General features: G+C 49.6%; 13 protein-coding genes. 6 read left to right on the plus strand and 7 right to left on the minus strand.

Annotated elements, in window-relative coordinates:
- Positions 1–21: 21 nt before the first annotated feature.
- The 6 genes from soxC to L0660_RS07930 are packed head-to-tail and all read right to left on the minus strand — an operon-like array spanning position 22 to position 9283.
- Positions 22–1266: a sulfite dehydrogenase gene (gene soxC, locus L0660_RS07905; protein ID WP_235158992.1), complete on the minus strand. Its 1245-nt coding sequence runs from the start codon at positions 1264–1266 to the stop codon at positions 22–24.
- Between the two features lie 2 nt (positions 1267–1268).
- Positions 1269–1907 (minus strand): c-type cytochrome, encoded by a 639-nt coding sequence (locus L0660_RS07910; protein WP_235158993.1) that lies wholly within the window; start codon positions 1905–1907, stop codon positions 1269–1271.
- Positions 1888–3540, minus strand: a complete 1653-nt coding sequence (locus tag L0660_RS07915) for a hypothetical protein (protein WP_235158994.1) — start codon at positions 3538–3540, stop codon at positions 1888–1890. The genes L0660_RS07910 and L0660_RS07915 overlap by 20 nt, the downstream gene beginning before the upstream one ends.
- A 24-nt stretch (positions 3541–3564) precedes the next feature.
- On the minus strand, positions 3565–4941 hold the full coding sequence (locus L0660_RS07920) for a DoxX family protein (protein WP_235158995.1): 1377 nt from the start codon (positions 4939–4941) through the stop codon (positions 3565–3567).
- 17 nt (positions 4942–4958) lie between these two features.
- A complete protein-coding gene (locus L0660_RS07925; RefSeq protein ID WP_235158996.1) occupies positions 4959–6293 on the minus strand; it encodes a RagB/SusD family nutrient uptake outer membrane protein in 1335 nt (444 codons plus the stop codon).
- 11 nt (positions 6294–6304) lie between these two features.
- Positions 6305–9283, minus strand: coding sequence for a SusC/RagA family TonB-linked outer membrane protein (locus tag L0660_RS07930; RefSeq protein WP_409013388.1), 2979 nt, complete (start codon positions 9281–9283; stop codon positions 6305–6307).
- 497 nt (positions 9284–9780) lie between these two features.
- On the opposite strand from L0660_RS07930, the gene L0660_RS07935 reads away from it, so the two are divergent.
- From L0660_RS07935 to L0660_RS07945, 3 genes are read left to right on the plus strand one after another with little or no spacing between them, the layout of a single operon-like run.
- The gene (locus L0660_RS07935) at positions 9781–11085 is read left to right on the plus strand and encodes a hypothetical protein (protein WP_235158998.1); all 1305 of its coding nucleotides are present in this window, start codon (positions 9781–9783) and stop codon (positions 11083–11085) included.
- 60 nt (positions 11086–11145) lie between these two features.
- Positions 11146–12387, plus strand: coding sequence for a dipeptidase (locus tag L0660_RS07940; protein ID WP_235158999.1), 1242 nt, complete (start codon positions 11146–11148; stop codon positions 12385–12387).
- A 41-nt stretch (positions 12388–12428) separates the two neighbouring features.
- Positions 12429–13019, plus strand: coding sequence for an HD family hydrolase (locus L0660_RS07945; RefSeq protein ID WP_235159000.1), 591 nt, complete (start codon positions 12429–12431; stop codon positions 13017–13019).
- Between the two features lie 28 nt (positions 13020–13047).
- Here L0660_RS07945 and L0660_RS07950 read toward each other — a convergent pair whose 3' ends face one another.
- Entirely contained in the window at positions 13048–17019 is a 3972-nt protein-coding gene (locus L0660_RS07950) for a two-component regulator propeller domain-containing protein (RefSeq protein ID WP_235159001.1), read from the minus strand.
- Positions 17020–17270: 251 nt separating this feature from the next.
- Between L0660_RS07950 and L0660_RS07955 the strand changes: the two genes are divergently transcribed.
- Genes L0660_RS07955 through L0660_RS07965 form a run of 3 tightly spaced genes read left to right on the plus strand, consistent with a single transcriptional unit; the run spans position 17271 to position 25078 of the window.
- Positions 17271–20285: a SusC/RagA family TonB-linked outer membrane protein gene (locus L0660_RS07955; protein WP_233798667.1), complete on the plus strand. Its 3015-nt coding sequence runs from the start codon at positions 17271–17273 to the stop codon at positions 20283–20285.
- 21 nt (positions 20286–20306) lie between these two features.
- Positions 20307–22034, plus strand: a complete 1728-nt coding sequence (locus L0660_RS07960; RefSeq protein WP_235159002.1) for a RagB/SusD family nutrient uptake outer membrane protein — start codon at positions 20307–20309, stop codon at positions 22032–22034.
- A gap of 11 nt (positions 22035–22045) precedes the next feature.
- Positions 22046–25078 carry a PA14 domain-containing protein gene (locus L0660_RS07965; RefSeq protein WP_235159003.1) on the plus strand — a complete coding sequence of 1011 codons (3033 nt, stop codon included), beginning with the start codon at positions 22046–22048 and terminating at the stop codon, positions 25076–25078.
- The last annotated feature ends 40 nt before the right edge of the window (positions 25079–25118 follow it).

Genomic DNA, 25118 nt, shown 5'->3' on the forward strand with positions numbered 1-25118 from the left:
GTAACAAAAGCAGTCCTATAATCAAGTTGCTTTAAACAAGACCTGCCCGTCCTTTTGCACATACCAGGCTGTTACGGGATTGAAATGGTAACCCATGTTGCCGCCTCGTGCTGCTAATAATTGTTTTAGGAAGGGCTGGACGTAGCCCGTTTCGTCTACGGCGCGGCTCATGATCTCGGTGGGTCTGCCGTCCCATTGCCAGAGATGCCGGAATGCCGTTATAGCTTTGTCGAGAACGGGTTCCTGTAATGCAGCCGTTTTCCAGCTTTTTCCTGCATCCGTACTTACTTCCACCCGCACGATTTTGCCGCGACCGCTCCAGGCAATGCCGCGTATCTCGATCCAGCCGGCCTCTACTTTTGCCGGATAGCTCGGGTAAGTGATCACAGACCGGGCATCCATGGTGAAGCTGAATTGCCTTATTTTTCCGCCGCCAACCGTTTCTGTGTATTTGGAAGTTTCTTCACGGGTCATAAATGGCGCGTCCGAAAGCTCTATGCGGCGCAGCCACTTAACGCTTGCATTCCCTTCCCATCCCGGAAGGAAAAGCCTTGCCGGATAACCTTGCTCGGGCCGCACAGCCTCGCCGTTCTGCGCATATGCAATGATGGCGTCATCGAATCCTTTCCTGACGGGAACGCTGCGTGTCATCACTGCGGCATCGCCTCCTTCGGCCAGGAACCAGCTTGCTTTAGGGTTCACACCTACTTCCCGAAACAAGGTCGAGAGCTTCACGCCCGTCCATTCGCTCTGGCTTACGAGCCCGCAAATCTCCTGCGGCCGGAGCTTGCCGTCATTACTGCCGCGATAATTGCCCGAACATTCCAGAAAAGCAGTCCGCGACACGGACGGGAAACGTTTGAGATCAGCCAGGGTGAAAACCATTGGCTTATCGACCATGCCGTGAATGACGAGTTCGTATTTGGACGGATCAATGGCCGGAACGCCGCCGTGATGGCGCTCATAATGCAGGTCAGAAGGTGTTATAGTGCCGTATAAATCTTGTAAAGGTGTGCGCGAAGAAGTGTCCGATGGTGTCTTGAGCGGCTTTTCAAATGCCGACCTCGTCCCTAATGTCCCGGGAGGCACACCGGGGACTTTGGCAGGGTTGTCGGTAATGCTTTCGGCTTGGGTAAGCGCTGCCTGAAACGCCTTCCCCTGTGCAGTTTGCACCAGCACAACAGTGGCCGCAGCCGCCCCGGCAAGGAGATTTCTGCGGCTGATCTTGATTCCTGCGGAACCGTTCTTATCGTCTCTTTTATCCATTATTATCTGATTTCCGGCCCGTCCGTGCGGTCGTCGGGGACGAAGTTATTTCTTGCCGGCATTTTAACTTTTGGCAGGTTCTTAGCATTCAATGTCACTTTTTCATCCCATAACCCATTGGCATTAAGCAAAAAAGCAGTCAGGCTGTACACTTCCTGGTCGGTCAGGGAACCGGGTTGGTTGAAGGGCATAGCACGGCGGATGTAATCAAAAACGGTTGTGGCGTATGGCCAGTAAGTGCCAATCGCTTTTATCCGCCTTGTGTCTGTGCGCCTGGCATCACTTGCGGCGCCTGTGCTTTTGCCGGCAGAATCCGGCGCTGCTACTAGGCGGTCATTAGGACCTTCGGTTCCGGTCGCTCCATGGCAGGCTGCACATTTTAATGCATAGATTTCCCTGCCCTGTAACACATTGCCCTCGCCCGCAGGCAATCCCTTTCCGTCGGGCGAGATGTCAATGTCCCATGCTGCAATTTGTATTGCAGAAGCTTTTCTGCCGAAGCCGAAGCTTTTAGGCCAGTCGAGGGTGTCGCCGGCATTTTTTTCAGTTTTATCAAAATGATTTTCACGCTTCACAGCGGCTACCAGCAATAGCATGGCCAGGATCGACCATATGTCGTATCTAATCGTATTTTCCCGCATTTAATGTACTTTTTGCCAGAACGTAAGGCCTCTTAACCCTGTCCAGAACTACGTAAATCGAATCTTTATTTTCATTAATCCCGCTTAAAATCACGCGAGAGCCGTCTTGTGTGGTGTAATTCAAAATCATTCGGTTACGCTTGCCGCGGCGGGGCTTTGCGGCAAACTCCTTATCGCGCCGGGCTGAGTAAGCAATAGGATCGATCATTTTATTCTCATCTCCGATACGCGCCAGCGCGGCTTTGCTGATCCAGTTTTTATCCGCACGATCGCCTTCGCCCCGCGCCTCTTTGCCCTTTTCAGCACGGCTTGGTTGCGGTTTTTGCTCCTGCCCTACTCCGTCCCTGGCGCCGCCTTTCGCATATTTATCTCTTAAATACAATGTATGCGCAATGGTATCTGCAAGATAATGATAAACCCGCTGCCCTCCGGCCGTACCCGTAAGTTCAAATGTGCGGCCGATGTCGCGCATCGGCGCGCCGCCGCCATTGGAAAGGTCCAGCGGTTGCGGCTTGTTCACCTTGAAAGTCAGCGTAGTCCAGTTCTCAAAAGTAGCCCATTGCCACCGAAGCGTGTCTGTGGGTGAATACGGAATGGTTTGATTATTGATTTTGAATTCTGTGACATTGTAATTTCCACGCAATGTTTTCACCCCGGCAGTGGATGGCTGCTTATAAGGATCGTATTTGAAATTGACGTATTGTAAATAAAATAAATGCACGAGGAATAGGCCGAATACACCAAATTTTAACGCGTATCGTATGTATTTTCCGGTCTTTGAAAAGAACGGGTAAATGTTGTTTGGGGCTGTGAAGCGTTCTAGGACGATGAGGTTCCAGAGTTTTGGGGTGTCTTTGATTAGTAGAAACGCGGCTAGCAGCACGAAGTAGGAACTGTAAACATGCACGCCGCCGTCGTATGCGAAGTTTACATAAACAATATCCCCTAATGCGCCCAGCAGCAGTATAGCGCCCAATGTGGTTGTCCCCCTGAAAAACAGTAAGATCCCGGCGGCAAGTTCTACAACGCCCGCAAACACCTGGTACCAGGGAACAATGCCGACCGAAAGCCAGTAAATCTTCTGCAATGTGAAATCACCGAAATTCGTATTCAGCAACCCCAGCGAAGGGTATGGCATCTGTGTAGGCAGCAATTTGGTGAAACCGAAGCCAATAATGCCGATCCCCGCCCGGTAACGCACCACCACCCGGAGCCAGTAATAAAGCTGATTGTAATTGGCGGGCTGGGGCTTGCGCAACCGGTCTATCCCCGTCCAGATCAGCCCGACGACCGTTGCAGCAAAGAATGTGATGATCCAGGTGGCATAACCGTTAAGCGGACTTCCGAACAGGGTGCGGCCGAAGATATCGAGACCGCTGCCGAACCTGGCAATGTCGTACACATCGCGGTAATGCAGCCGCGTCCATTCAAAATTGAACAGCGCTGTATACCATTCTGCACTGTTCGGAATGCTCATGGCGATGAAGAAAACAAAAGCGATGCGGAACAGCGTTTTCTGCCACTCGGGCCATCTTGCTGATTCGCCACGCTCGTCGGGTTGCACGTCCGCAGGCCTGGACTCTTCAACCACGGGCAATTCTGTTGCTGTATTTAATTTGATCGTTGACAACATATTCGATTCGGTTTTGACCAATGATTAAAGTTTGAATTCTCCCCGGCGTCCCACTTTCTGAACTTCCTGGAACAAGTATTTTTTATTGATTTTTTTCAAAGCCACATACAGCGAGTCGTTTGATTTACCCACCCCCGAAAGCAGGATCGTTGTTGAATCGGGCCGGGAGTAATGCAATGTCAATCGGTCCGAAGCATCTACTTTGTTGGTCAGCTTCAATGTTTTTGATGCCGGATCATGCTCGTAGCTGTAATAATGTCTGCCTCCTGATCCTGACTGTTCGTAGTTCCGCCTGGCGTCATCAAAATCAATGTGCTCCACATTGGCCGAATCGATCACTGCCGGTGGCGATGAACGGATGCTTAATGTGGCCCAGTTTTCAAAAACAACATCTTTCCACCTTACCGGATCGAGCGGCGAGTAAGCAAGCGTGTCGCCGTTGAGGACAAACTGCTCAACATTATAAAGTCCGGCGGCCTGGGCTAACCCTGGCTTGGTTGGGTATTGATAGGAATAATTATGATATCCTGCATAACTTTTATAACCATAAATGACCACGAAAAACAGGACAAATGCCCCCTTAAAAGCAATGCGGGCCTGTTTGATATTATTTTGAGAAAAAACAGGTTTGAAACGGTTCGGAAAGGTCGGCTTTCCGAGGGTAAGCAGATTATTGAGCCGGTTGGCATCAAAAGCAAACAGGAACAATGCCAATACAATCAGGTAAAAACTATAAATGTACTCCCCGCCTTCATATGCGAGATTTGAAATAAACACATTGCCCGTAAACGGAATAATGATCAGCGTGGCCAATGTGGTGGTGCGACGGTGCAGTAAGAGCAAACCGCCGGCCAATTCAACCAAACCCAGAAAAGACTGATAATCAGGCACTACGCCCAGGCTTAATGCAAATAATTTCCATGCGCTAAAATCGCCGTAAGCCGTGTTCAGATTACTCAGGGAAGGCGGCGGCGCCTGTAAAGGGAAAAATTTGATAAAACCGTAAGCTATCAACCCCGCCGCGAGCCGGTAACGGACGATTACGCGCAGCCAGTAATAGAGCTGGTTGTATTCTTTCTTGTCCTTATCCCTGTTGCCCCAGACAATGCCTCCCACAATCGCGATCAGTAAGATCACCGCCCAGTTGGCCCAAGTGTCCGGCCCGGAGAAAAAGCGCGGCTGATATCTCGAAAGCTCGAAAATATCCCCATAAGTAAGGTTGAGCCAGTTTATCTGAAAAACCTGGCGATAGAATTTCCAGTCAAGCGGAACGCATTGAATGACAAAATAGATGAATGCAATGCGGAATAACACTTTTTCAAACGGCTTCCATTCACCGGGAGCAGAAGCCACGGCCCCGCCGGAGCGGACCTGGGCTTCATAAATAGCTGCGCTGGACATAAGGTTTTGATTTTGGATTAATAACCTGGATTTTGTTTCAATGCTTTGTCGATCAGAAGCTGTTCGGCGGGCACCGGAAGCAGTAACTTACTTTCGTCGGTGATGTTCAGGACCTGTGTGGCCCTGCCTGTGCGCACAAGGTCGAACCAGCGGTCGGGTTCCAGGGCAAATTCGATCCGACGCTCATTTTCGATTGCCAGCAGCAATGCAGCCTTGTTTGCGGCGGTGAGTTTTGCGATCCCGGCGCGTTCACGCACTGCATTCAGATCGGCCAAAGCGCCCGTGAGGTTTCCCGTCTGCGCCCTTGCCTCAGCGCGGATCAGGTATAGTTCTGCAATGCGGATCACGAATGTCGGGTCCGTGGCCGGGCTGCGGTAATACAAGTTTCCGTACCATCTTCCCTGGTTGTCTTTGGCCACCAGCGCGCTGCGGTTTCCACCGACTTTCGGATCATTGGCCAATGCTACAAAAGCGTCATTAGGCGCCCACTGCCGCGTTCCTCCTTTTTCCTGAGGCTGCCATTGTCCGCGATGGCTGTTGGTTTCATTGATATTGTAAAAAATCTCAAACACCGATTCGGTTGTCCCCCTGGCATCATTGGCAAAAAATGCATTGTAAGGCTTCACAAGCTGATAGTTACCTGCATCGGCGATAATCTTGTCGGCATATTCAGCTGCCTTTACGTAATCTTTTTGGTATAAATAAAACCGCGATTTCAGCGCCCACACCGTTTTGCGCGTGGCCCGGAAACGGTCCGTTGTTTCCGCAAGAAGCGGTTCAGCGGCATTCAGGTCAGCTAGTGCCTGCGCATAAACTTCTTCCTGCGAACTGCGCGCAATGCCCCGGTTGTCCTGTGGCGTTAAGGTAGGCTTGGTAATGATCGGCGCGCCACCCCATATCCTCGCCAGATCGAAATAGGCAAACGCCCTGAGGAAATAAGCCTCTCCGATGATCTTGTTTCGTTGCGCTTCGCTCAATGAAGGATCTTGCACCGCAGGGACTTTATCCAGCACGTGGTTCGCCCGGTTGAGCATGCTGTAAATGCCTGTCCAAACCGAAGAAACAGTCGGGTTCTCGGCATTAACCCGGTGATTGATAAACTCTTGTACCTGTGATTGCGAGCCAGTCCATTGAATGTTGTCACCTGATAAATAGCCGATGGATTGCAGATTTACGCTATAATAGCTTCTGAATGAGTCATATGCTCCGTTCAGAGCAGTTTCCGAAGACGCTTTGTCGACAATGGTTTGCTGATCGGAAATGGATGCTTTGGGTTGCACATCCAGGAACTGGTCGCAGGATGTCAGGAGCAGCAAAAACGCGAGTACGGTGGTATGTTTAAATGCTTTCATGTGGGTAAATTTTAGAATGTCAGGTTAACGCCAACCAGAACGCTTCTGGGCTGCGGCGGTGTGCCGAGGTCAATGCCTTGTTCATTTTGCGCACTGGAAGAGCTCGATTCAGGATCCAGACCAGTGTATTTTGTGATCGTGAAAAGGTTGGATCCCGTTACGTAAAGGCGCAGTGAAGAAATCCCGCGCACCGGAATCGTGTAGCCAATGGCAAGCGAACGCAGCCTGATAAATGACCCGTCTTCCAGCCAGCGACTTCCGCCATCACGATAGTTATTGACATTCACACCATCCGGGCGGGGCACATCCGTGATGTCGCCGGGCTTTTGCCAGCGGTCGTTATTGCTGGCAAAAATGATCCGCGCCGCATCGCGCGCACCGCCGCCCTCGCCGAAAAATTTGTTATGGTTATAAACCTTATTCCCATATTGAAACGCAAGGAAAGCATTGATATCGAACCCTTTGTAAGTAATGCTATTGGTAAGTCCGCCGAAAAATTTAGGCCATATGCTGCCGTTGATCTGGCGGTCGGCAACGGTGATCTTGCCATCCTTATTAACATCTTCATAAACCGTGTTGCCTGTCTGCGGATCAACATACAGCTGCTTGTAAACCCAGAAGGAATAAAGCGGCTGGCCCTGTTGTAACAGGATCAGGCTGCGGCTGCCATATTCGAGCGGATTTTCCAGCTTTTCGATCTTGTTGATGTTTCGGGCAACATTGAAGCTCGTAGTCCAGGAAAATGTATTGTTCTGGAAATTCACCGAACGGATCGCCAGCTCAAATCCTTTGTTGCTGATCTCGGCCGTGTTGCTGCGATAATTGGCAAAACCGGTTGTGGCAGGCAATGTGAGTGATAGCAGGCCGTTGCTGGTGTATTTGCTGTAAACATTCACTTCGATACCAAGCCTGTCGCCAAAGAAGGCAATGTCTGCACCCGCATTAAACTGGCTGGTCCGCTCCCATTGCAGATCCGGATTAGCAAGTTGCTGCGGCGCAATGCCTGGATTGCCCTGGTAAGGAGAGCCGCTGCCCCAAAGGCCTAATGCTGCAAAACTGCCCAGACCATTCTGATTTCCGGTAACGCCATAGCTTGCGCGGATTTTCAAATCGCTTAGCACGGCCACATTTTTGAGAAAATTCTCCTGCTTAACCCGCCATGCTCCACCCACCGAAGGAAAATAACCCCATCTCCTATCCGCACCAAAACTGGAAGAACCATCCGCACGAATGCTGAAATCGATCAGATATTTGCCGCCGTAATTGTAGTCGACCCGTGAAAAGAAGGATGCAAGGTTCTTTTTAGACCAGCTGTTGGAGCCCGTAGTTGTAGCTGCGGAAGAGATCAGTTTGAAAGAATTGCTCGCAAAACCACGTCCTGTTGAGGTTGTTCCGGTGTTCAGATCGCTTTGAATGGTGTTACCGATCAGGATGCCGAAGCTGTGTTTGGTGCCGATTTTCTGTCGGTAAGTAAGCGTTTGCTCGTTAATCCAGGTCGTAGCCTGCCCATTGTTTGCCGTTGCCAGCCCGTTCGGGCTTCCGGAAATGAGGAATGTGTTCCAGTATTCATTTTCGTCATAATTGTTGTAATCCAATCCCCAGCTTGTGCGGAATTTGAGGTTAGGAAGGATATCAGCCTCCGCATACAGGTTGCCAATGTATCGCAGGCTCACAGACTTGACATCGTAATGCTGCAAAAGCAGGCTAACATTGTCAAATCCGGCCCGGCCCACGAGCTCACCGTTTTCATTGGTTGGCGACAAATAAGTAGGCGTATGCAATGCAGCCTGCAGAAGCCCGCCCGCCGGGCCATCGCCGGCGCGTGCCTGGTTACGGAATGTGCGGGCAAAACTGTTGCTCACCCCAATCTGCACTTTGTCCGAAATCTTCTGATCTAGGTTAACCTTGAAACTGGCGCGGTTGAAATTGATCGGTTTCAAAATCGATTCCTGGCTGTTGTAGCCTCCGCCGATGTAATATTTCGTTGTTGCCGTCCCCCCCGAAACGGACAAATCGTAGTTCTGGACGGGTGCCGTCTGGAATATTTCGCCTAGTCTGTCATACGTTTTCTGTTCTTCGGGCAGGCCACGGCCGCCTTCGGAAGCGGGTCGGAATGGTCTGTTCACCTCTGTCCGGTTTAAGGATGGCGTATCTTTTCCGGTGTTGACCCACCACTCGTTCACGAGTTGTGCGTGCTCCGGGCCGGTGGTCAGGTCCCATAGTTTTTCCGCTTTGGCAAGGCCATAGGAAGCATTCACGCTGACCTTTGCTTTTTGGTTGTATTTGCCTCGTTTGGTGGTGATTAGGATTACACCGTTCGCACCGCGCGAGCCGTAAAGTGCCGTGGCTTCGGCGTCGCGCAGGACTTCCAGGCTTTCAATGTCATTCGGATTAATGTCGGCAATCGGTGAAGTTGCTTTCCCACCGGTTCCTATGGTCTGCATGCTGTTGCTGTTCATAAATACGCCGTCAATCACATACAATGGGTCATTATCACCATTGATGGAAGTGGCCCCGCGCACGCGGACAGTAACCGCTTCGCCGGGAACGCCCGTGTTGGATGTGATTTGTACGCCCGGCACTTTGCCTTGCAGCTGCGCATCAAAGCTCCCCGCCGGAATGTTTTTCACATCCGTAGGATCTACTTTTGTGATGGAACCAATCACATTTTTACGTTCCTGCGTGCCGTATCCCACCACCACAACCTCATTCAGCTGGCGCTGATCGGATGCCAGGGTGATGGACAATTTGCCTTTGTTACCCGGTTTTACTTCCTGCGTCGCATAGCCGATGTACGAGACAACAAGGACTGCATCTGCCTCAGCATCAATGTTAAATCCGCCTTTCGCATCGGTGGTGGTCCCGATATTGGTCCCTTTCAAATGAATATTAACGCCCGGCAGCCCTTCTCCGCCAGCGTCGGTCACATTGCCCTGAACCTTCCCCTGACCCTGCTGCTGGCTGTAACCGGCCAGGGTAAAAAGCAGCATAGCCACAGTTGTCGCAGTTTTGATAAGGCGACCTGCCTGTTTACCGGGCGATGGCTCCTGTTTTGTAAAAAACATACATTCGAGTCGTTTAAGTAATGAAATATTTGCCTTAGTATATAGATTAAATAGTCTATCAGAATCGATAAAAGCGGATATAGCTGTCTTTTGAACAGACCGCATGGGTCTTCAAAGCTTGTTATCAACTTTTATGGGAATTACTTTTCAGCATCCACTTAGGCCGAGGAGGCTTCCATGAATGCAGGTTTAAATATTTACTTTTCTTCAAAAGCGAATATCTAATGCGAGATCTTACTGGTGGTAATAAGATTACTCTACTAACTTAATAGACAAATATTATGTAAATATTTTATCCGTGCAAATGTGGACGAAATAAAGTGTAAAAAAATTTTTACCCACTGGTCGTATCCCTAAGTTTTCGATCATTATTTGCATTTTAAGCCGCTTTGGAGGTATATTATCCTGAAATCACTAAACCCATGAAAATAGACTTATCCATGACCCGGCGTGAAATGCTTGGAATAACCGGCATGGCCGGTTTGACCGCATTAACGGGCTTTCCTGCCGGCGCGGCCACGCACGCTGCACCAAAACGGCCACGCATTGCCTGCCTCGTTACATACTGGGGCGCCACCAGGTCGCACGCCGACTGGATCATCACCAAGCTGCTCGACGGCTATTGGTGGCAAGGTGCTCACACTCCCTCGCGGGTAGAAGTTGTATCCGTTTATATCCACCAGTTTGATACAAGTTTACTCGGCCAAAAAATATGCAAGGCCAAGAACATTCCGATTTTCAAAACAGCCGGCGAAGCGGTTACACTGGGCGGAAAGGAACTGGCAGTGGATGGCGTGGTGATCGTGGGCGAGCAGGGAGAATATCCTACCAATCTCAAAGGACAATGGCTCCTGCCGCGCTGGTGGATCTATGAAAAAGTGATCCGGGTTTTTGAGCAGAGCAAGCGCTCTGTGCCGGTTTTTAATGACAAACACCTTTCTTACAGTTGGGACGAAGCCAAATGGATGTTCGATAAATCCCGTGAACTGAACTTCCCGCTCACCGGCGGCTCTTCCATACCGGTATACTTCCGCAAGCCGGAAATAGAACTTGATATAGACACGCCTTTGAAAGCATCGGTGGTGATCGGCGGTGCTCCCGATGAAGGTGCCCTTTTTCATTGTGTAGATGTATTGCAGGCTTTTGTTGAGCGACGAAAGGGTGGCGAAACTGGCGTAAAGTCAGTACAATGCATTCGCGGCCCGGAAACGTGGAAGTGGACCGAACAGAACCCCTGGGCGGCCGCATTGCTGGAATCGGTGCGTAAAAGCTTTGACCTGAAACAGGGACACTTTCAGGAGATCGGGAAACCGAATGTCTGCATCATTGAATACAATGATGGCACAAAAGCAGCAGTGTATTCTGGCCAGGGTGTGGGCTGGACTTTTGCCGGGGACATTGAAGGTCGTAACGAACCAGCCATTATGTCGATGCTAGACTGGCCCGGCCCGTTTTCTCAATATCATGCGTCCAATGCACAGCCGCATTGGATTACCGAAATGATGGTGACCGGAAAAGAACCATTCAATGCCGAACGGTTGCTTTTGTCAACCGGCATCACTGCTTATAATATGGAATCCAACTGGGAAAACGGCAAATATTCAGCCGTAGGGCGCCGCATTGAGACGCCATTTATGAACATGCGATACCGCTCCACACGCGGAGCGCAGTTCAGCACAGGCCAGCGACCGCCGGATGTTCCTTATATGCGGGGGTTTAGTGAATGACTGAATTAATGAGTGAATGAGTGAATGAGTGAATGAGTGAATGACCGAATCAACACAACAATGAATCGTAGAGACGTTATCAAAAGCCTGACCCTTTTACCCGCGGCAGGTGATATTTTATTAAAGCAGCCGGCTGTTGCTTCACAGCATACTTCATTGCCCGATCTGCACCGGGATGCGTTTGTAATGGATGGGCATACGCATGTAATGAGCCGCGAGCTGATCCTGAAAACCGACATTGGCCAACGTTACAAGGATGGTACGGTGGATCTTCCCCGGGCAAAAGAAGGCGGCGTGGACGCGATGTTTTTTTCGGTTTATACCCCTGAAAACTATTATCCGGGAAGGTTTGAGATCAAAAATACTTTTCGTGTCGTAAACCTTGCGCTGGACCAGATCAAAAAGAACCATGCACTGATCGAGCTCGCGCTTAATGCGTCCGACATCGAGCGTATTAATAAAAAGGGTAAAATAGCCGCATTCCTGGACCTGGAAGGTGGTTACGACCTGCACGGCGACCTGGATCTGCTGCGCGCACTTTACAAACTTGGCTTACGCTCCATGCAGCTGACTGCGCATAGCACTACAAATGCTTTTATTGATGCCTGCAATGACGTGTACACCTGGGGCGGCATTAACGCACATGGAAAAGCGGTGATCAGGGAAATGAACGATCTCGGCATGGTCATTAATGTAGCTCATGCATCTAATGATGCCATTATACAGTCGGCGGCGGCGAGTCGGCATCCGGTCATTTACAGCCACGGCGGTTTTCACAAGATTGTTGATCATCCGCGCTGCATTACAGACGAAGCGGCAAAAGCAATTGCATCAAAAGGCGGCGTTATCGGCGTGCACTTCGGCAGCCTTTTCAATAACCCGAAATACTGGGCCTGGCAAAAACCGAACAATCCGGTCAAAGTGCAGCCGAGTCCGCAGCCAAAAATACCACGCATCCTGAGCGTCCGGAATACGAATCAAACCATTGAAGAAGTCGACAAGGAATTTGCGCGTGAGTTGCCGTTCACTTTCAATGGGACCATTCAAGACGAATACTGGATGCATGTGGACCAGCTCGCTAAGGTCATTGACTATGGAGTTAATTTGGTCGGTGAAGACCACATAGCGTTGGGGTCCGATCTGGACGGCGGCCCCGAGTTGCCCCGTGAAATCAAAGACATCAGCGACTTCCCACAGATCACCATGGCTATGCAAAAACTAGGTTACACCGACCAGCGGATCAAAAAGATCCTCGGCCTGAACTGGCTGCGCGTCATCCGGCAGGTGACGGAGGGGAAATAAGCACACATTCAATCACTTATTCTAATTTTTAATGTTCATAAATGGAAACCAGCAGCCTGTTAAAGCAAATCGAGTTCATTAAGGAAGTGGATAAGCTTAAATACATCCTCCGCAAAACGAAGCTTTTCAATAGCGACCGGAATGAGAATGACGCCGAACACAGCTGGCACCTGTCGCTGATGGCCATTATCCTGGCCGGGCATGCCAACTCCGACATTGATCTGCTCCGGGTTGTTAAGATGCTTCTGATCCACGACATTGTTGAGATAGATGCGGGTGATACTTTTATTTATGATGCGCAGAAAAACCACACCAACACCGACGAAGAAAGACTGGCTGCAAACCGGATCTTCGGTTTATTGCCTGAGGAGCAGGCGACGGAGCTGATCGCAATCTGGGAAGAGTTTGAGGAAGGGCAAACCCATGAAGCAAAATTTGCACGGGCTATGGACCGCCTGGAACCCCTGCTTCAAAATACTTCCAATAACGGCGGCACCTGGGCCGAGTTCGGCGTCAGTTATGAAAAGGTGTATGCCAAAAAGCAGGTCATTCAGCAGGGTTCCGAATCGATCTGGCAGTATGCCGAGCAACTGATCAATGAAAGCGTGGAAAAAGGGATTTTGAAAAAATAGGTCAGTAAGCTGATCCTAGTCGCTAAATTCAAACATGACGACCGCGCAGCTCGTGAACATAAGTGGACGGACTGATACCGAATTGTTTCTGAAAGTCCCTCGAAAAGTTGGTAGGAATGCTGTATCCGACCATATCGGCCACTTCGTTGATCTTGTATTTGTTTTCAGCGAGCAGCTCAGCAGCCCTTTTCAGCCTCGACAGGTTGATCAGCTCATTCGGTGTCATGTCCGAAATGCCTTTGATCTTGCGGTATAATGTAGGCCTGCTCATGTTCATCAGGGATGAAAGCAGGTCCACGTCCAGGTTGGTGTCCGCGATCCGTTGGCCTATAATGGTATTTAATTGTTCCAAAAACTGCTTATCAGCCGTCGAGAACGCAATGCCCCGGATGTGGGTGAGCGGCGAGCGCGCAAAATATTCCTTGATAATGTTCCTGTTGTTGATCAGGTTGGTGATCTGCGCAGCCAGATGATCCAGTGAAAACGGCTTTTCAATGTAGGCATCCGCGCCCACTTCAAGCCCCTCGATCCTGGAATTGATCGAATTTTTGGCGGTTAAGAGAATGATCGGAATGTGGCTGAACTGCACATCGTTTTTGATCTTTTTACACAACTCAATGCCGTCCATAACGGGCATCATAATGTCGCTGATCACCAGGTGGACGTTCTCATGCTGCAAAATTTCGATAGCCTGCTGACCGTCCAGCGCGCGCATGACATGATAGGAACCGCTCAGCTCCCGGCTCAGATAACCGAGGATTTCAACATTGTCCTCCACGATCAGGACCACAGGCCGGGCCGGATCGGCGGCTTCGCTTTGCTCGTTTGTTATTAGAAAATCAGCTGAAACTTCCTCATTCACCCCTTTCAGGTCCATTTCATAATCCTGATGGATCGGCAGCGAAAGCAGGAATGTATTCGAAAGCGTATCCCGGTGTTTCAGTTCGAGACTGCCTTTATGGAGCTCGGCAAGCGAGCGCGACAATGGGAGACCGATGCCGGTCCCCTCCTCTTTCTGGCTGGCCTCAACCCGGTAAAACGGCTCGAAAATCTTCTCTTTCTCGTCATCCCCAATGATCAGGCCATCATTCGTGAACTCAATATGGAAAAGCAGGTCGTCGCTGCTGAATGGCAGAAGCCTTACCTTAACCGAGTTATCGGCATACTTTATCGCATTGTTAATCAGGTTACTGATGATCTTTTTGCAGGCTTCAATGTCGACGAAGGCATTCAGTGTAATGCGGGGAAGCTCCATGTTGTAAGCCAGATTCTTCTGTTCGGCTGCTGGCCGGAACGTCGAAAAAACATCGCTCAGGAGCTCGTTAATGTCAGTTTTGGTAAAGTTCAGGCTAAAATTATTCGCCTCCGCTTTCCTGAAATCAAGCAGCTGATTGGTCAGGTCAATGAGGCGATTGGTATTTTTATTGATCATGTTCAGGTTCTCAAATGTTTCTGCACCGGCATTTTCGTCGGCCAGCAACTTGTCCAGCGGCATTTTAATAAGCGTCAGCGGCGTTCTGATTTCGTGGGCAACGTTGGTAAAAAAGTCAATTTTGGCATTATAAATCTCGCGTTCTTTGCCAATTTCAATGGCTTCAATCTCGCGCTTGTTCTTTTCGCCCATTGCCAGGTGATAATAGCGGAAAACCGTGATGCCGATGGCGGCCACAATGGTGCCGTACAACATGTAAGCCCATCCCGTAGCCCACCACGGCGGCAGAATATCAATGTTAAGCCTGGCTTCCCGGCCATTCCACACCTGATCGTTGTTCGACCCCATTACCCTTAACACATAATGACCCGGCGGGAGTTTTGAAAATGAGATTTTTTTGCTGTTGCTTAATGTAATCCACTGCGGTTCAAGCCCCTCCATTTTGTATTTGTAATGGTTCATTTCCGGGATCACATAACTGAGCGCTGCTACATCAAAACTGAGGCTCGAACGATCATAAGGCAGCTTGATCCCACCCGTATAAATCGGTGATTCGGTGAGCGGCGAATTTTTACCGCCAATGTGCAGCTCCTGATTATTGGCCTGGATGCCCGTAATGTACACCGGCGGCACGTACGTATTTTTATTAAATAAAGCCGGTTTAAGGCTGATCAACCCGGCAACTGTGCCGAAAAACAGCGTTCCGTCGTCATTTTTGAAAGAAGAATTGTAGTTAAACTGTTCGCTGAGCAGCCCGTTCGCCTCATTGTAATTGGTAAACTTTCCAGTCTTGACATTCAGCATCGACAAACCACGTGAAGTCGAGATCCAGAAATTGCCCATATCATCTTCCAAAACCCTGAAAACCTGATTATCGGGTAAGCCATCTTCAATGCGGTAATTTTTGAATTGCCGCGTAACAGCATTATACCGAGATAGTCCATGTTCGGTGCAGAACCAGAAGTCGCCATTTTTGCTTTGATAAAGGCTGTTGATGTAGTTGTCGAGCAGTCCGCCTTTTTTGCCGGCATCATACTGAATCCTGCCTTTTTTTCCTGTTTTCGGATTAAAATAAAAAATCCCGCCGCCGTAGCTGGCCACCCATAATGTTCCCTCTTTATCCTCGTGAATGCTCTGGACCTGCGTATTGACAAAGGTCATCGGTGCAAAATCATCTGTACTGCGATTGTATTTAAATAAGCCCGACCACGTTCCGACAAGGATTTCATTTGCCCTCGTTTTATAAAGTGTCACCACAAAATTGCTCCCGAAAGTGTTGGGCATGCTGGTGGTGTAATGGCGGATTACTTTATTGGTTTTCAGATCCATCACATCCAGGCCGTGCTCGTAAGTGCCGATCCACAGTTCGTCGCCGTCAGCGACCAGCCCGTGCAGGTTACGGTATGCAATGCTTCCCTGCTTGCCGTCAGGCAGAAATGATCTGAATGTTCCCGTTTGCAAATCCAGCTGGTTCAAACCCCCATCCTCAGTGCCTATCCATAGTTTTCCGTATTTGTCCTTCACCATTTCGTGGATCAGGTTTCCGCTGATGCTGTTGCCGGGCTGCGGGAAGTATTTTTGAAAACGGTTGAATTCAGACGAGTAATAATTGACGCCGCCAAACTGCGTGCTTACCCAGATCCCACCTTCGCGGTCTTTGAAAATAGCATTGATAATGTTGTCCGTGATCGAATAAGGGTTGTATTTCTCCTTCACGATCTGCTTCATTTTATTCTTTTTCAAATCAAGAATAAAGAGCCCGGATTCTGAACCCAGCCAGTATTCGTCTTTGCCGTTCTGGAAGAATGTATGAATGTAAATGTCCTGTTTCTGGCCGGTCTCCTGCGAAATGTCGGTAATGTTGCCTATCCTGTAATTAAAGAGCAACAACCGCTTCATATTACCAACCAGTAAGGTGGAGTCCGAAACGGAATGCACGCGCATGTTGGAGAATATCTCATTCACACGGCCGGAAAGATCGTATTTGGCAACCGTGCCCAGTCCAGGGTGATAACGCCGGATAATGCCATTGCTGAATGTTGCCCAGACTTTTCCGTCAGCTGAGACGTGTATAGCCACCGTGTTGGCCGCATCGGGAAGTGCTTTTACTTTTCGTGTTTTGGAATCGAACCGGTAAAGCTGATTATCGGAAATGATCCAGACTCCGCCGTCATGGTCGCTGCGGATCATGCGCACCTCTCCGGTCGGGATTAATTTGAAGACCGAAAATTGATCCGAAACAGGATTATAGATATAAACGCCCTTATGCGTCCCGATCCAAAGTTTCTCGTCCTGATCTTCGGAAATTGAGAAAACTGAGTTGCTGCCCAGGCTGGTGGAATCGCCTTCTTTGCTCCTGAAAATCTTAAAAGAATTCCCGTCAAAACGGTTCAGTCCGTTGCGGCTGGCGATCCAGATGAAGCCTTTTTTATCCTGGATAATGTCTCCGGTGGCATTGCCGGAAAGGCCGTCCGAAACTTTGTAGCTTTTGAAATAATACGGCGCTTCCTGACCCAGACAAGCCAGACACAAAAACACGAAGCAGAACGTAGAGAGCAGCTTTTTCACCCAGGCATCCGTACAAAGTCAGCTTTGCTGCCGACCCTTACTTGTTAAACATTTTTATAAATATATCCCTGCAAAATCATTGGTAATTAATAAAACATCATGTTGAGACGAATTGATCTAAAATTGAGACTCACAGATCATTCGGTTAATCAGCAAAGCAGGAAATTCGCACCACTTTAAATAAGTCCAATATTTTAGTTGGATAGTAACAAGTCGGGGAGTTTCAAATTCCAATTTAACCAACAATTTTAATGAAAAATAATTTGTACAAACTGGCACAGGTTGCTAAAAAGCAGGCGCTCATGCGCTGGTCTGTGAGGACCACGATGGCGATGCTTATGGGCATTATCTGTGCCATGTCCGGTGTAGCACAGGCTCAGACCGGCACCTCAATTTCGGGTAAAATCAGTGATAAACAAGGCGCTCTGCCGGGTGTTTCAGTCATTGAGAAAGGAACTTCCAACGGGACTACGACGGACGCTGAGGGAAAATTCACCTTACAACTTTCGGCAGGAGCAAAAGCAATCACCGTATCAAGCGTTGGCTACCTGGCTCAGGACGTGGATGTTACCAACAAATCGACTGTGAATGTCACATTGCTGGAAGACCAGAAAACGCTGAATGAAGTGGTCGTGATCGGTTACGGATCTTTGAACAAAAAAGAAGTTTCCAGCGCCATTACCCACTTGTCCGACAAGGACCTGTTGCGTGTGGGCGGTAACAACCCGCTGATGTCCATCCAGGGCAAAGTGGCCGGGTTATCGATCACCAACACATCCACTGCCGATCCGAACTCGTCGCCAAGCATCCAGCTTCGCGGTGCTTCGTCCCGCAGCGCTGGTCTTGGACCTTTGTTCGTTATCAACGGCATTCCGGGTGGTAACATCGACAACATCAACCAGAATGAGATCGAATCCATCGACGTACTGAAAGGCGGTGCGGCTTCGGCGATTTACGGAACACGGGGAAGCAACGGGGTGATTGTGATCACCACCAAAAAAGGCTCTTCCGAACCGCGCCTTTTCTATGATGGCTACACGACTTTTGATTACCTGACCAACCAGCTTTCGGTGCTTTCGAAAGACGATTTCCTGGCCAACAAGCGCGGGTTCGATTTTGGCGGAAACACCAACTGGCTGAAAGAAGTAAGCCGTCAGCCCTCATTCTCGCACAAGCATACATTGCAGTTTTCGGGCGGTAACGGGCAAACCAACTACTTTTCATCTGTTGATTACCGCGATGCAAACGGAATTGACCTTCGTTCCGGAAAGAGAGAATACGGCGGCCGGGTGAACATTAACCACACCACTGCCAATAACCTGCTTGCCCTGACGTTCAGCGTGGCGCCGCGTTACGCGAAAATCAGCGAAGCCGATTACAGCGCATTCAATTATGCACTGACACTCAATCCTACGCAGGGCGTGAGAGATTCCACCGGTAAATACAGCTACATTAACTCTGGCTTTTTTGCCAACAATCCTGTGGAATGGGCTAAAAACGTGCTGCAAGACCGTGAGCATAAGTCGCTCGACCTGAACGGTTCTGTGAAACTGAACATTTTGGAAAACCTGAATACGGTCGTGACATTTGGGGAAGTGAGCCTGTCGCAGCGCATCATGAACTTTACGCCTTCCAACATTACGCCTGTTATTAACGGAAACGGCCGCAATACCGCTTCGCAGGGACTGGAAGAAAAAGACCAGAAAAGCTTCGAATGGCTGGGCAATTATTACCTGGACAAAGGAAAGCATTCTGTGAAACTCCTTGCAGGTTATTCGTTCCAGCATTTTATGGAATCCGGATTCAGCGCGGGTAATGAAAAATTCCCATCCAATGTATTGACTTACAATGGCCTGGGCACCGGGTTATGGAACCTGGAAAAGGGCGTTAATGGTGTTGGTTCATACAAAAACAGCTCCAAACTGATCGCTTTCTTCGGACGTGTGAACTATGATTTTGACCAGAAATATTACTTCTCTGCCAGCCTTCGCCGCGAGGGATCTTCAAAGTTCGGATATGATAACAAATGGGGTTATTTCCCGGCCGCATCCTTTGCGTGGCGCGCCACGCAGGAAGGCTTCCTGAAAGACCTTCCGTGGCTGAACGAGCTGAAACTGCGTGCGGACTACGGCGAAACGGGTAACCAGGATTTCGGCAACTATCTGTCGCTGGATACTTACGGCGGCTATGGTTACTATCCTTACAACGGAAACTCTTACCAGGTGTGGGGACCAAGCCAGAACACCAACTATAACCTGCGCTGGGAAAAGGCGATCAACTTCAATGCGGGCGTTGACTTTGAGCTTTTCAGCAGCAAGATCACGGGTAGCGTGAATTACTATGTGCGTCAGAACAAAGATCTTTTGGGTAACTACAATGTGCCTAACCCGCCCAACATTCAGGGACAAACCTTTGCGAACGTGGGCACGATGCGGAACAGCGGTCTGGAATTGCAGTTGAGTGCAGCGGTGGTGAACAAAGCGGATTTCAGCTATAACATCAGTGCAACGGGTGCATTCAATGACAATAAATTTGTGTCTTTCTCCAATGACCTGTACAAAGGACAAACTTACGTGGATGTGGTAGGCATGCCTGCGCCGGGCAGTCCGGGAACGATCCAGCGCTTGCAGGAAGATCAGCGGATCGGTAATTTCTACGCGCTCAAATCGGCGGGTGTAAATGATGCCGGTGCACTGTTGGTGTACAATAAAAACGGTGACATTATCCCTGCTAACGAGGCCAATAACGATGACAAGCAAATTGTAGGAAACGGGCTTCCTAAGTTCACAACCGGGATTACCAACTCATTCCGCTATAAAAACTTCGACCTGACTGTATTTCTGCGCGGGGCTTTCGGTTACAAGCTGTTCAACACGTATGCATTTTACCTGGGCACACCAGCCGCTCAGCAAAACGTGAACCTCCTGACCTCTGCATTCGATGGCGGTAAATACTCCAAGCTGACCAGCACATCGACTTATTCTTCCCTATCCGATTATTTCCTGGAACCGGGTGGATTCCTGAAAGTGGACAACATTACGCTGAGCTATACCCAGCCTTTGAATGCCAAGTTCATGAAGTCGGCGCGCATTTATGCGACGACAAGGAACCTGGCCACATTTACCAAGTTCAAGGGCGGCGATCCTGACCTGATCCAGGTGAACGGACTTTACCCGGGTGTGGCTACCAACCGCGATAATGGCGGTACGCTGAACTACTATCCTGCCACCACGCAGTTGCTGCTGGGATTACAACTTACATTTTAATTAGCCGATTAAATTCCAAAAATGAAAAGGCATAACATATCAAAATACATCCTCCGGTTCGCTGCCTGCGCATTGCTGTCTGTGACGGCGGGCTGCACCAATCTGGACGAAGAATTATACGACCGGATCACTTCCGAAAACTTCCTGCAAACGCGGGACGACGTTACCCGTGACTTTCTGAGAGCTTTCGAGCACAGCTATTGGAGCATCCAGGGCGGCAGTACATTCATGCTGCAGGAAAACAGTTCCGACGAAATGATGACCATCAACCGCCAGGGCGACTGGTTCGACGGCGGTCAGTTCCAGCGTGTACATTACCACACCTGGACTGCGCAGGACGGCTTCACAAGCGATCCCTGGAACGCGCTCTACGGCGGTGTAACCCTGGCGACCAACTCGCTGGAAGATCTGGAAGGCATTACGGACCCCTCGAAATTTGACATGACGCGTGAAGAGCTGGATGGAATGATTGCCGAGCTGAAAGTGCTTCGTGCCTGGCTGAACATTCGCCTGCTGGATTTTTACCGGAACATTGTTATTGTGACCAAAGTTAAAGGCCAGACCGAAGGAGGCTTGCAGGTTCCTCCGCAGGAAGCATTTGCTTTTATAGAGCAGGAATTGAAAGAGGCCCTTCCGAAGCTTTCGACAAACACCACATTGGGTAACAATGTATCGGGACGCTGGACCAAAGGCGGCGCGGCTGCATTGCTGGTTCGTTTGTATCTCAATGCCAAAGTTTACACCGGAACCGATCGTTTCAAAGATTGTGAGACGATGGCGCAGGAAATTATCGATGGCAAATATGGCGATTATGCACTCGAAACGCGCTGGGATGCTCCATTTGATTACACCAACCCGACTTCGAAAGAAACCATGTTCGGTTTCCCGGGCAGCTTTGCACAAACGCACTGGCAGTATGACGGCGGCATGTATTTCTGGATGCTTCCTAACCTGGCACCGAGCTATTTCGGATTCACCGATTTTGGCAATGCTAACCCGAAATATGCCATGCAGCCAGGCCGCGATGTGGACAGCGTGGAGTACAGCTTTACTTTGGGAAAACCATTTATCAAATTCCAGAAATACAAGGATGACCTGCGTTTAAAAAAATACAAAAACCTGGGCAACAGCAAGCGTGAGGGGATGTTCCTGTACGGTTACCTGCCTTACAAAAATGCGAGTGGAAAAGCGGACACAGTGAAAGGTTTCAAAGGCCCCTACCCGCTGTTCCTGCGTGATCAGGTGGGTAAATTTTTGGATGCAAAACCAGGAACGAAGATCGCCGATAAGGTTTCCAACATGAATAATGGAGACAACAACTCGGGCCTTTATCCGGTAAAATATCCTTACTACCCCAGCGACGACCAGAACAAGATTTCCTCGGCCTATGCGGAGATCCGTTTTGCCGAGATCTATTATTCTCTGGCCGAATGTAAATACCGCGCTGGTAACAAGGCTGCTGCTGCAACATTGCTGAATGCAGTCCGCAAACGCAATTATCCAGCGGGCTCACCAAGCCTTTACAAAGCCAACGGCGCCGAGCTTAACGACCAGGAAATGCTGGACGAATGGATGCGCGAGTTCCTGGCAGAAGGCCGCAGAAGAACGGATCTGATTCGCTGGGGCGTGTTTAACACGGGAAGCTGGTGGGACAAAAAACCCGATGCGGACAACCACACGGAAATTTTCCCGATTGGTCAGAATGTGTTGAACTCTTCGCCGCAATTGAAGCAGAATCCAGGTTACTAAAATAAATTTAAATGAAATTTCAAAAACCTTCGGTCGGACCACGCCTGGCTGGGTTGAGCGCTGCAATTCTTCTTGCAGTGCTTGGCTCCGCCTACCGTGGCCCTGCCACTACTTTCACACCAAAGCCAGCAACTATTGCTGGTTTTTCTGATGTAAAACGCCCCCGCGAAGCGTGGGTTCTGCGCTCCGTTCTGGACGCCCGACCACGGATTCTCAGCATTGCATTGCACGACAATCTATGGCTCGCCTACAACACCAAAACAGCCTCCTTATACAAAGCCTGGGCCGGAAAAATCAACTTCGGCGGCCCGGTTTACACCTCATCCCACGGCCCGCAGCCCGTGTCCCAGGGAACCACGTATATGGAAGAGCCCGATGAAAATCCCTGGCGGCTAACCATTGATGGCAAGGAAGTTACACCGGAGATCAGCTACAAAGGCCACGCCATTCTGAACAACCAGGTAACATTGAAATATGACCTGGATTACCAGGGCAAAAAGATTTCAGTTGAAGAAAAACCTGAGTTTTTTGATGCGCAAAATGGCAAAACCGGATTCGAACGCGTGTTTACGGTTGCTAATGCACCTTCGGGTGTTCAGATTGCGTTGGATGTACATTGGAATTCATTGACGGCTGCCACCGACTATAAAACGGACGGCCGGTTTTCAGTGATCAATGAACGCGAGGAAACAGCCGGGAATCAGGCATTTAAAGCGATAGATGGAAAGCTGGTTTTGAACAACAATGGCAAAACCACATTGTCTGTAAACCTGACCAAAAAACCAGCGCAGCCACAAACGGCCCAGCAGGAAAGCAAAGCCGAAATGGTGGCGGGTTTGTTCGCTAAAAGCGACTGCAACACCTGCCATAATCAGGAAGTTAAGACCGTTGGCCCGGCTTACAAAGCCATTGCAGAACGCTACGAAAACAATGATGACAAAAAAAATGCGCTGGTTACCAAAGTGATCAAAGGAGGCGCAGGCAACTGGGGACAGATCGCCATGTCTCCGCACCCGGATCTCAAAAAAGAGGATGCCGAAACAATGGTCTCCTATATTCTTGAACTGGATGCCGAAAAAGAAAGAGCGCAAGCTGCCAGCAAACTAATGCCCAGGCCCGCCTACCCGATCGTCCTCAAATCCATCTTTCCTGCCAAGGTTGCCACTGCGACGGAAAAACCAGGTATCGCTGTCAATGTTTACCAGTTTTCAAGCGGCATAGGAGCTGTTCCTGAAATTAATGATGAAATGCTGCCTGTGAAATCAGGATCTATCAATGCATTGCATCTCGATGAGCAGGATTTTGGAGATCTGAAAGACAACTTTGCCATTTTTGCCAGCGGTTATATCAACATTAAAAAGACGACCAACATTGTTTTCCGCTTGGTTTGTGATGATGGTGGAAAGCTTTTTATTGATGGTAAAATGGTGATCGACAATGGCGTTAACCACCCCCTGCAACCCACCGACGGCGAGATTATTCTCAAACCAGGTAAGCATCCTTTTAAAGTAGAATATTACCAGGGCGCATTTGGCAAGGGGCTTTCGCTTCAATGGCGGCCTTATGGCACCAAGGAATTTGTGGTGGTGCCGCCAAGCGTGTTTACCTATAAAGGAGCTGACATCAAAAGAACCGGACAGACACCGGTAGACGTCAAAAAAGAAGACATTCCGGGTGACAAATCGCCACTTGTTGCTGTGCACCCAAGCTTTACATTGGCGCAGGCCCGCCCTGATAATTTCCAGCCAAGAGTCGGCGGAATGGATTTTCTGGCTGATGGAAGAATGGTGGTCAGCACCTGGGATTCATTAGGATCTGTTTACATTGTTGATGGCCGCAAAGCAACAGCGCCGAACGACATTAAAGTAAAACGCATTGCTTACGGACTCGCCGAGCCGCTGGGTCTGAAAGTGGTGGATGACGAGATTTACATTATGCAAAAACAGGAACTGACCAAGCTGGTCGACCTGAATAATGATGAGCTCATCGATGAATACCAGACCATCTGCAATGGCTGGAAAGTTTCTGCCAACTTCCACGAATTTGCATTCGGGCTGGTTTATAAGGATGGTTATTTTTATGGAACATTGGCGACCGCCATCAATCCCGGCGGTGCCAGCACCAAGCCGCAGATCCCGGATCGGGGGAAAGTCGTGAAAATTTCTAAAAAAGACGGCTCATTCACATTTGCAGCATCTGGTTTAAGGACGCCAAACGGCATCGGCCTGGGCGTTGACAACGAAATTTTCATCGCCGATAACCAGGGCGACTGGCTGCCTGCCAACAAGATCATTCACTTGCAGGAAGGCGCCTGGTACGGCTCGCGCTCGGTGGACTTTGAAGGAACCGCCAACAAAACAGAAACGCCGCCGGTGGTGTGGCTTACGCAGGATGAAATCGGCAACTCGCCCAGCCAGCCTGCCAGACTGAATGTGGGACCTTACCAAAACCAAATGATCCATGGCGACGTTACGCACGGCGGGATCAAGCGCGTATTTGCTGAAAAAGTAAACGGCGCTTACCAGGGCGCTGTGTTCCGGTTTACGCAAGGCTTGGAAGCTGGTGTTAACCGCTTAGTGTGGAGCGCGGACGGCTCCCTTTACATTGGCGGTGTGGGTTCCACAGGTAACTGGGGACACGCTGGAAAACTAGGTTACGGACTCCAAAAGCTGACATTCAATAACAAAGTTGCTTTTGAAATGCTGGCCGTAAGAGCCAAATCGGACGGTGTGGAAATTGAATTCACCGAACCATTGAAAGAAGGCGTGGGCGAAACCGCAGCCGACTACCAGATCCGCCAATGGTGGTTCAAACCTACCGGCGATTACGGCGGCCCGAAGCTGGACGAAGAAGACCTCGCTGTGAAATCGGTAAAGGTTTCCCCGGATCGCAAGAAGGCAACATTACAGCTGACGGGCATGAAGAGCAAACATATGGTTTATATTCATTTGAACAGAAAAACCATCATCAGCCAGAGTGGCAACAATTTATGGAGCACCGAAGCCTGGTACAACATGAATGAAGTCCCTAAAAACCTGAACTAGGAATCAGATGCTGATCAATACATTAAAAACGCCCGGAAAT

Source organism: Dyadobacter sp. CY351 (genome assembly GCF_021502625.1).
Lineage (GTDB): Bacteria > Bacteroidota > Bacteroidia > Cytophagales > Spirosomataceae > Dyadobacter > Dyadobacter chenhuakuii.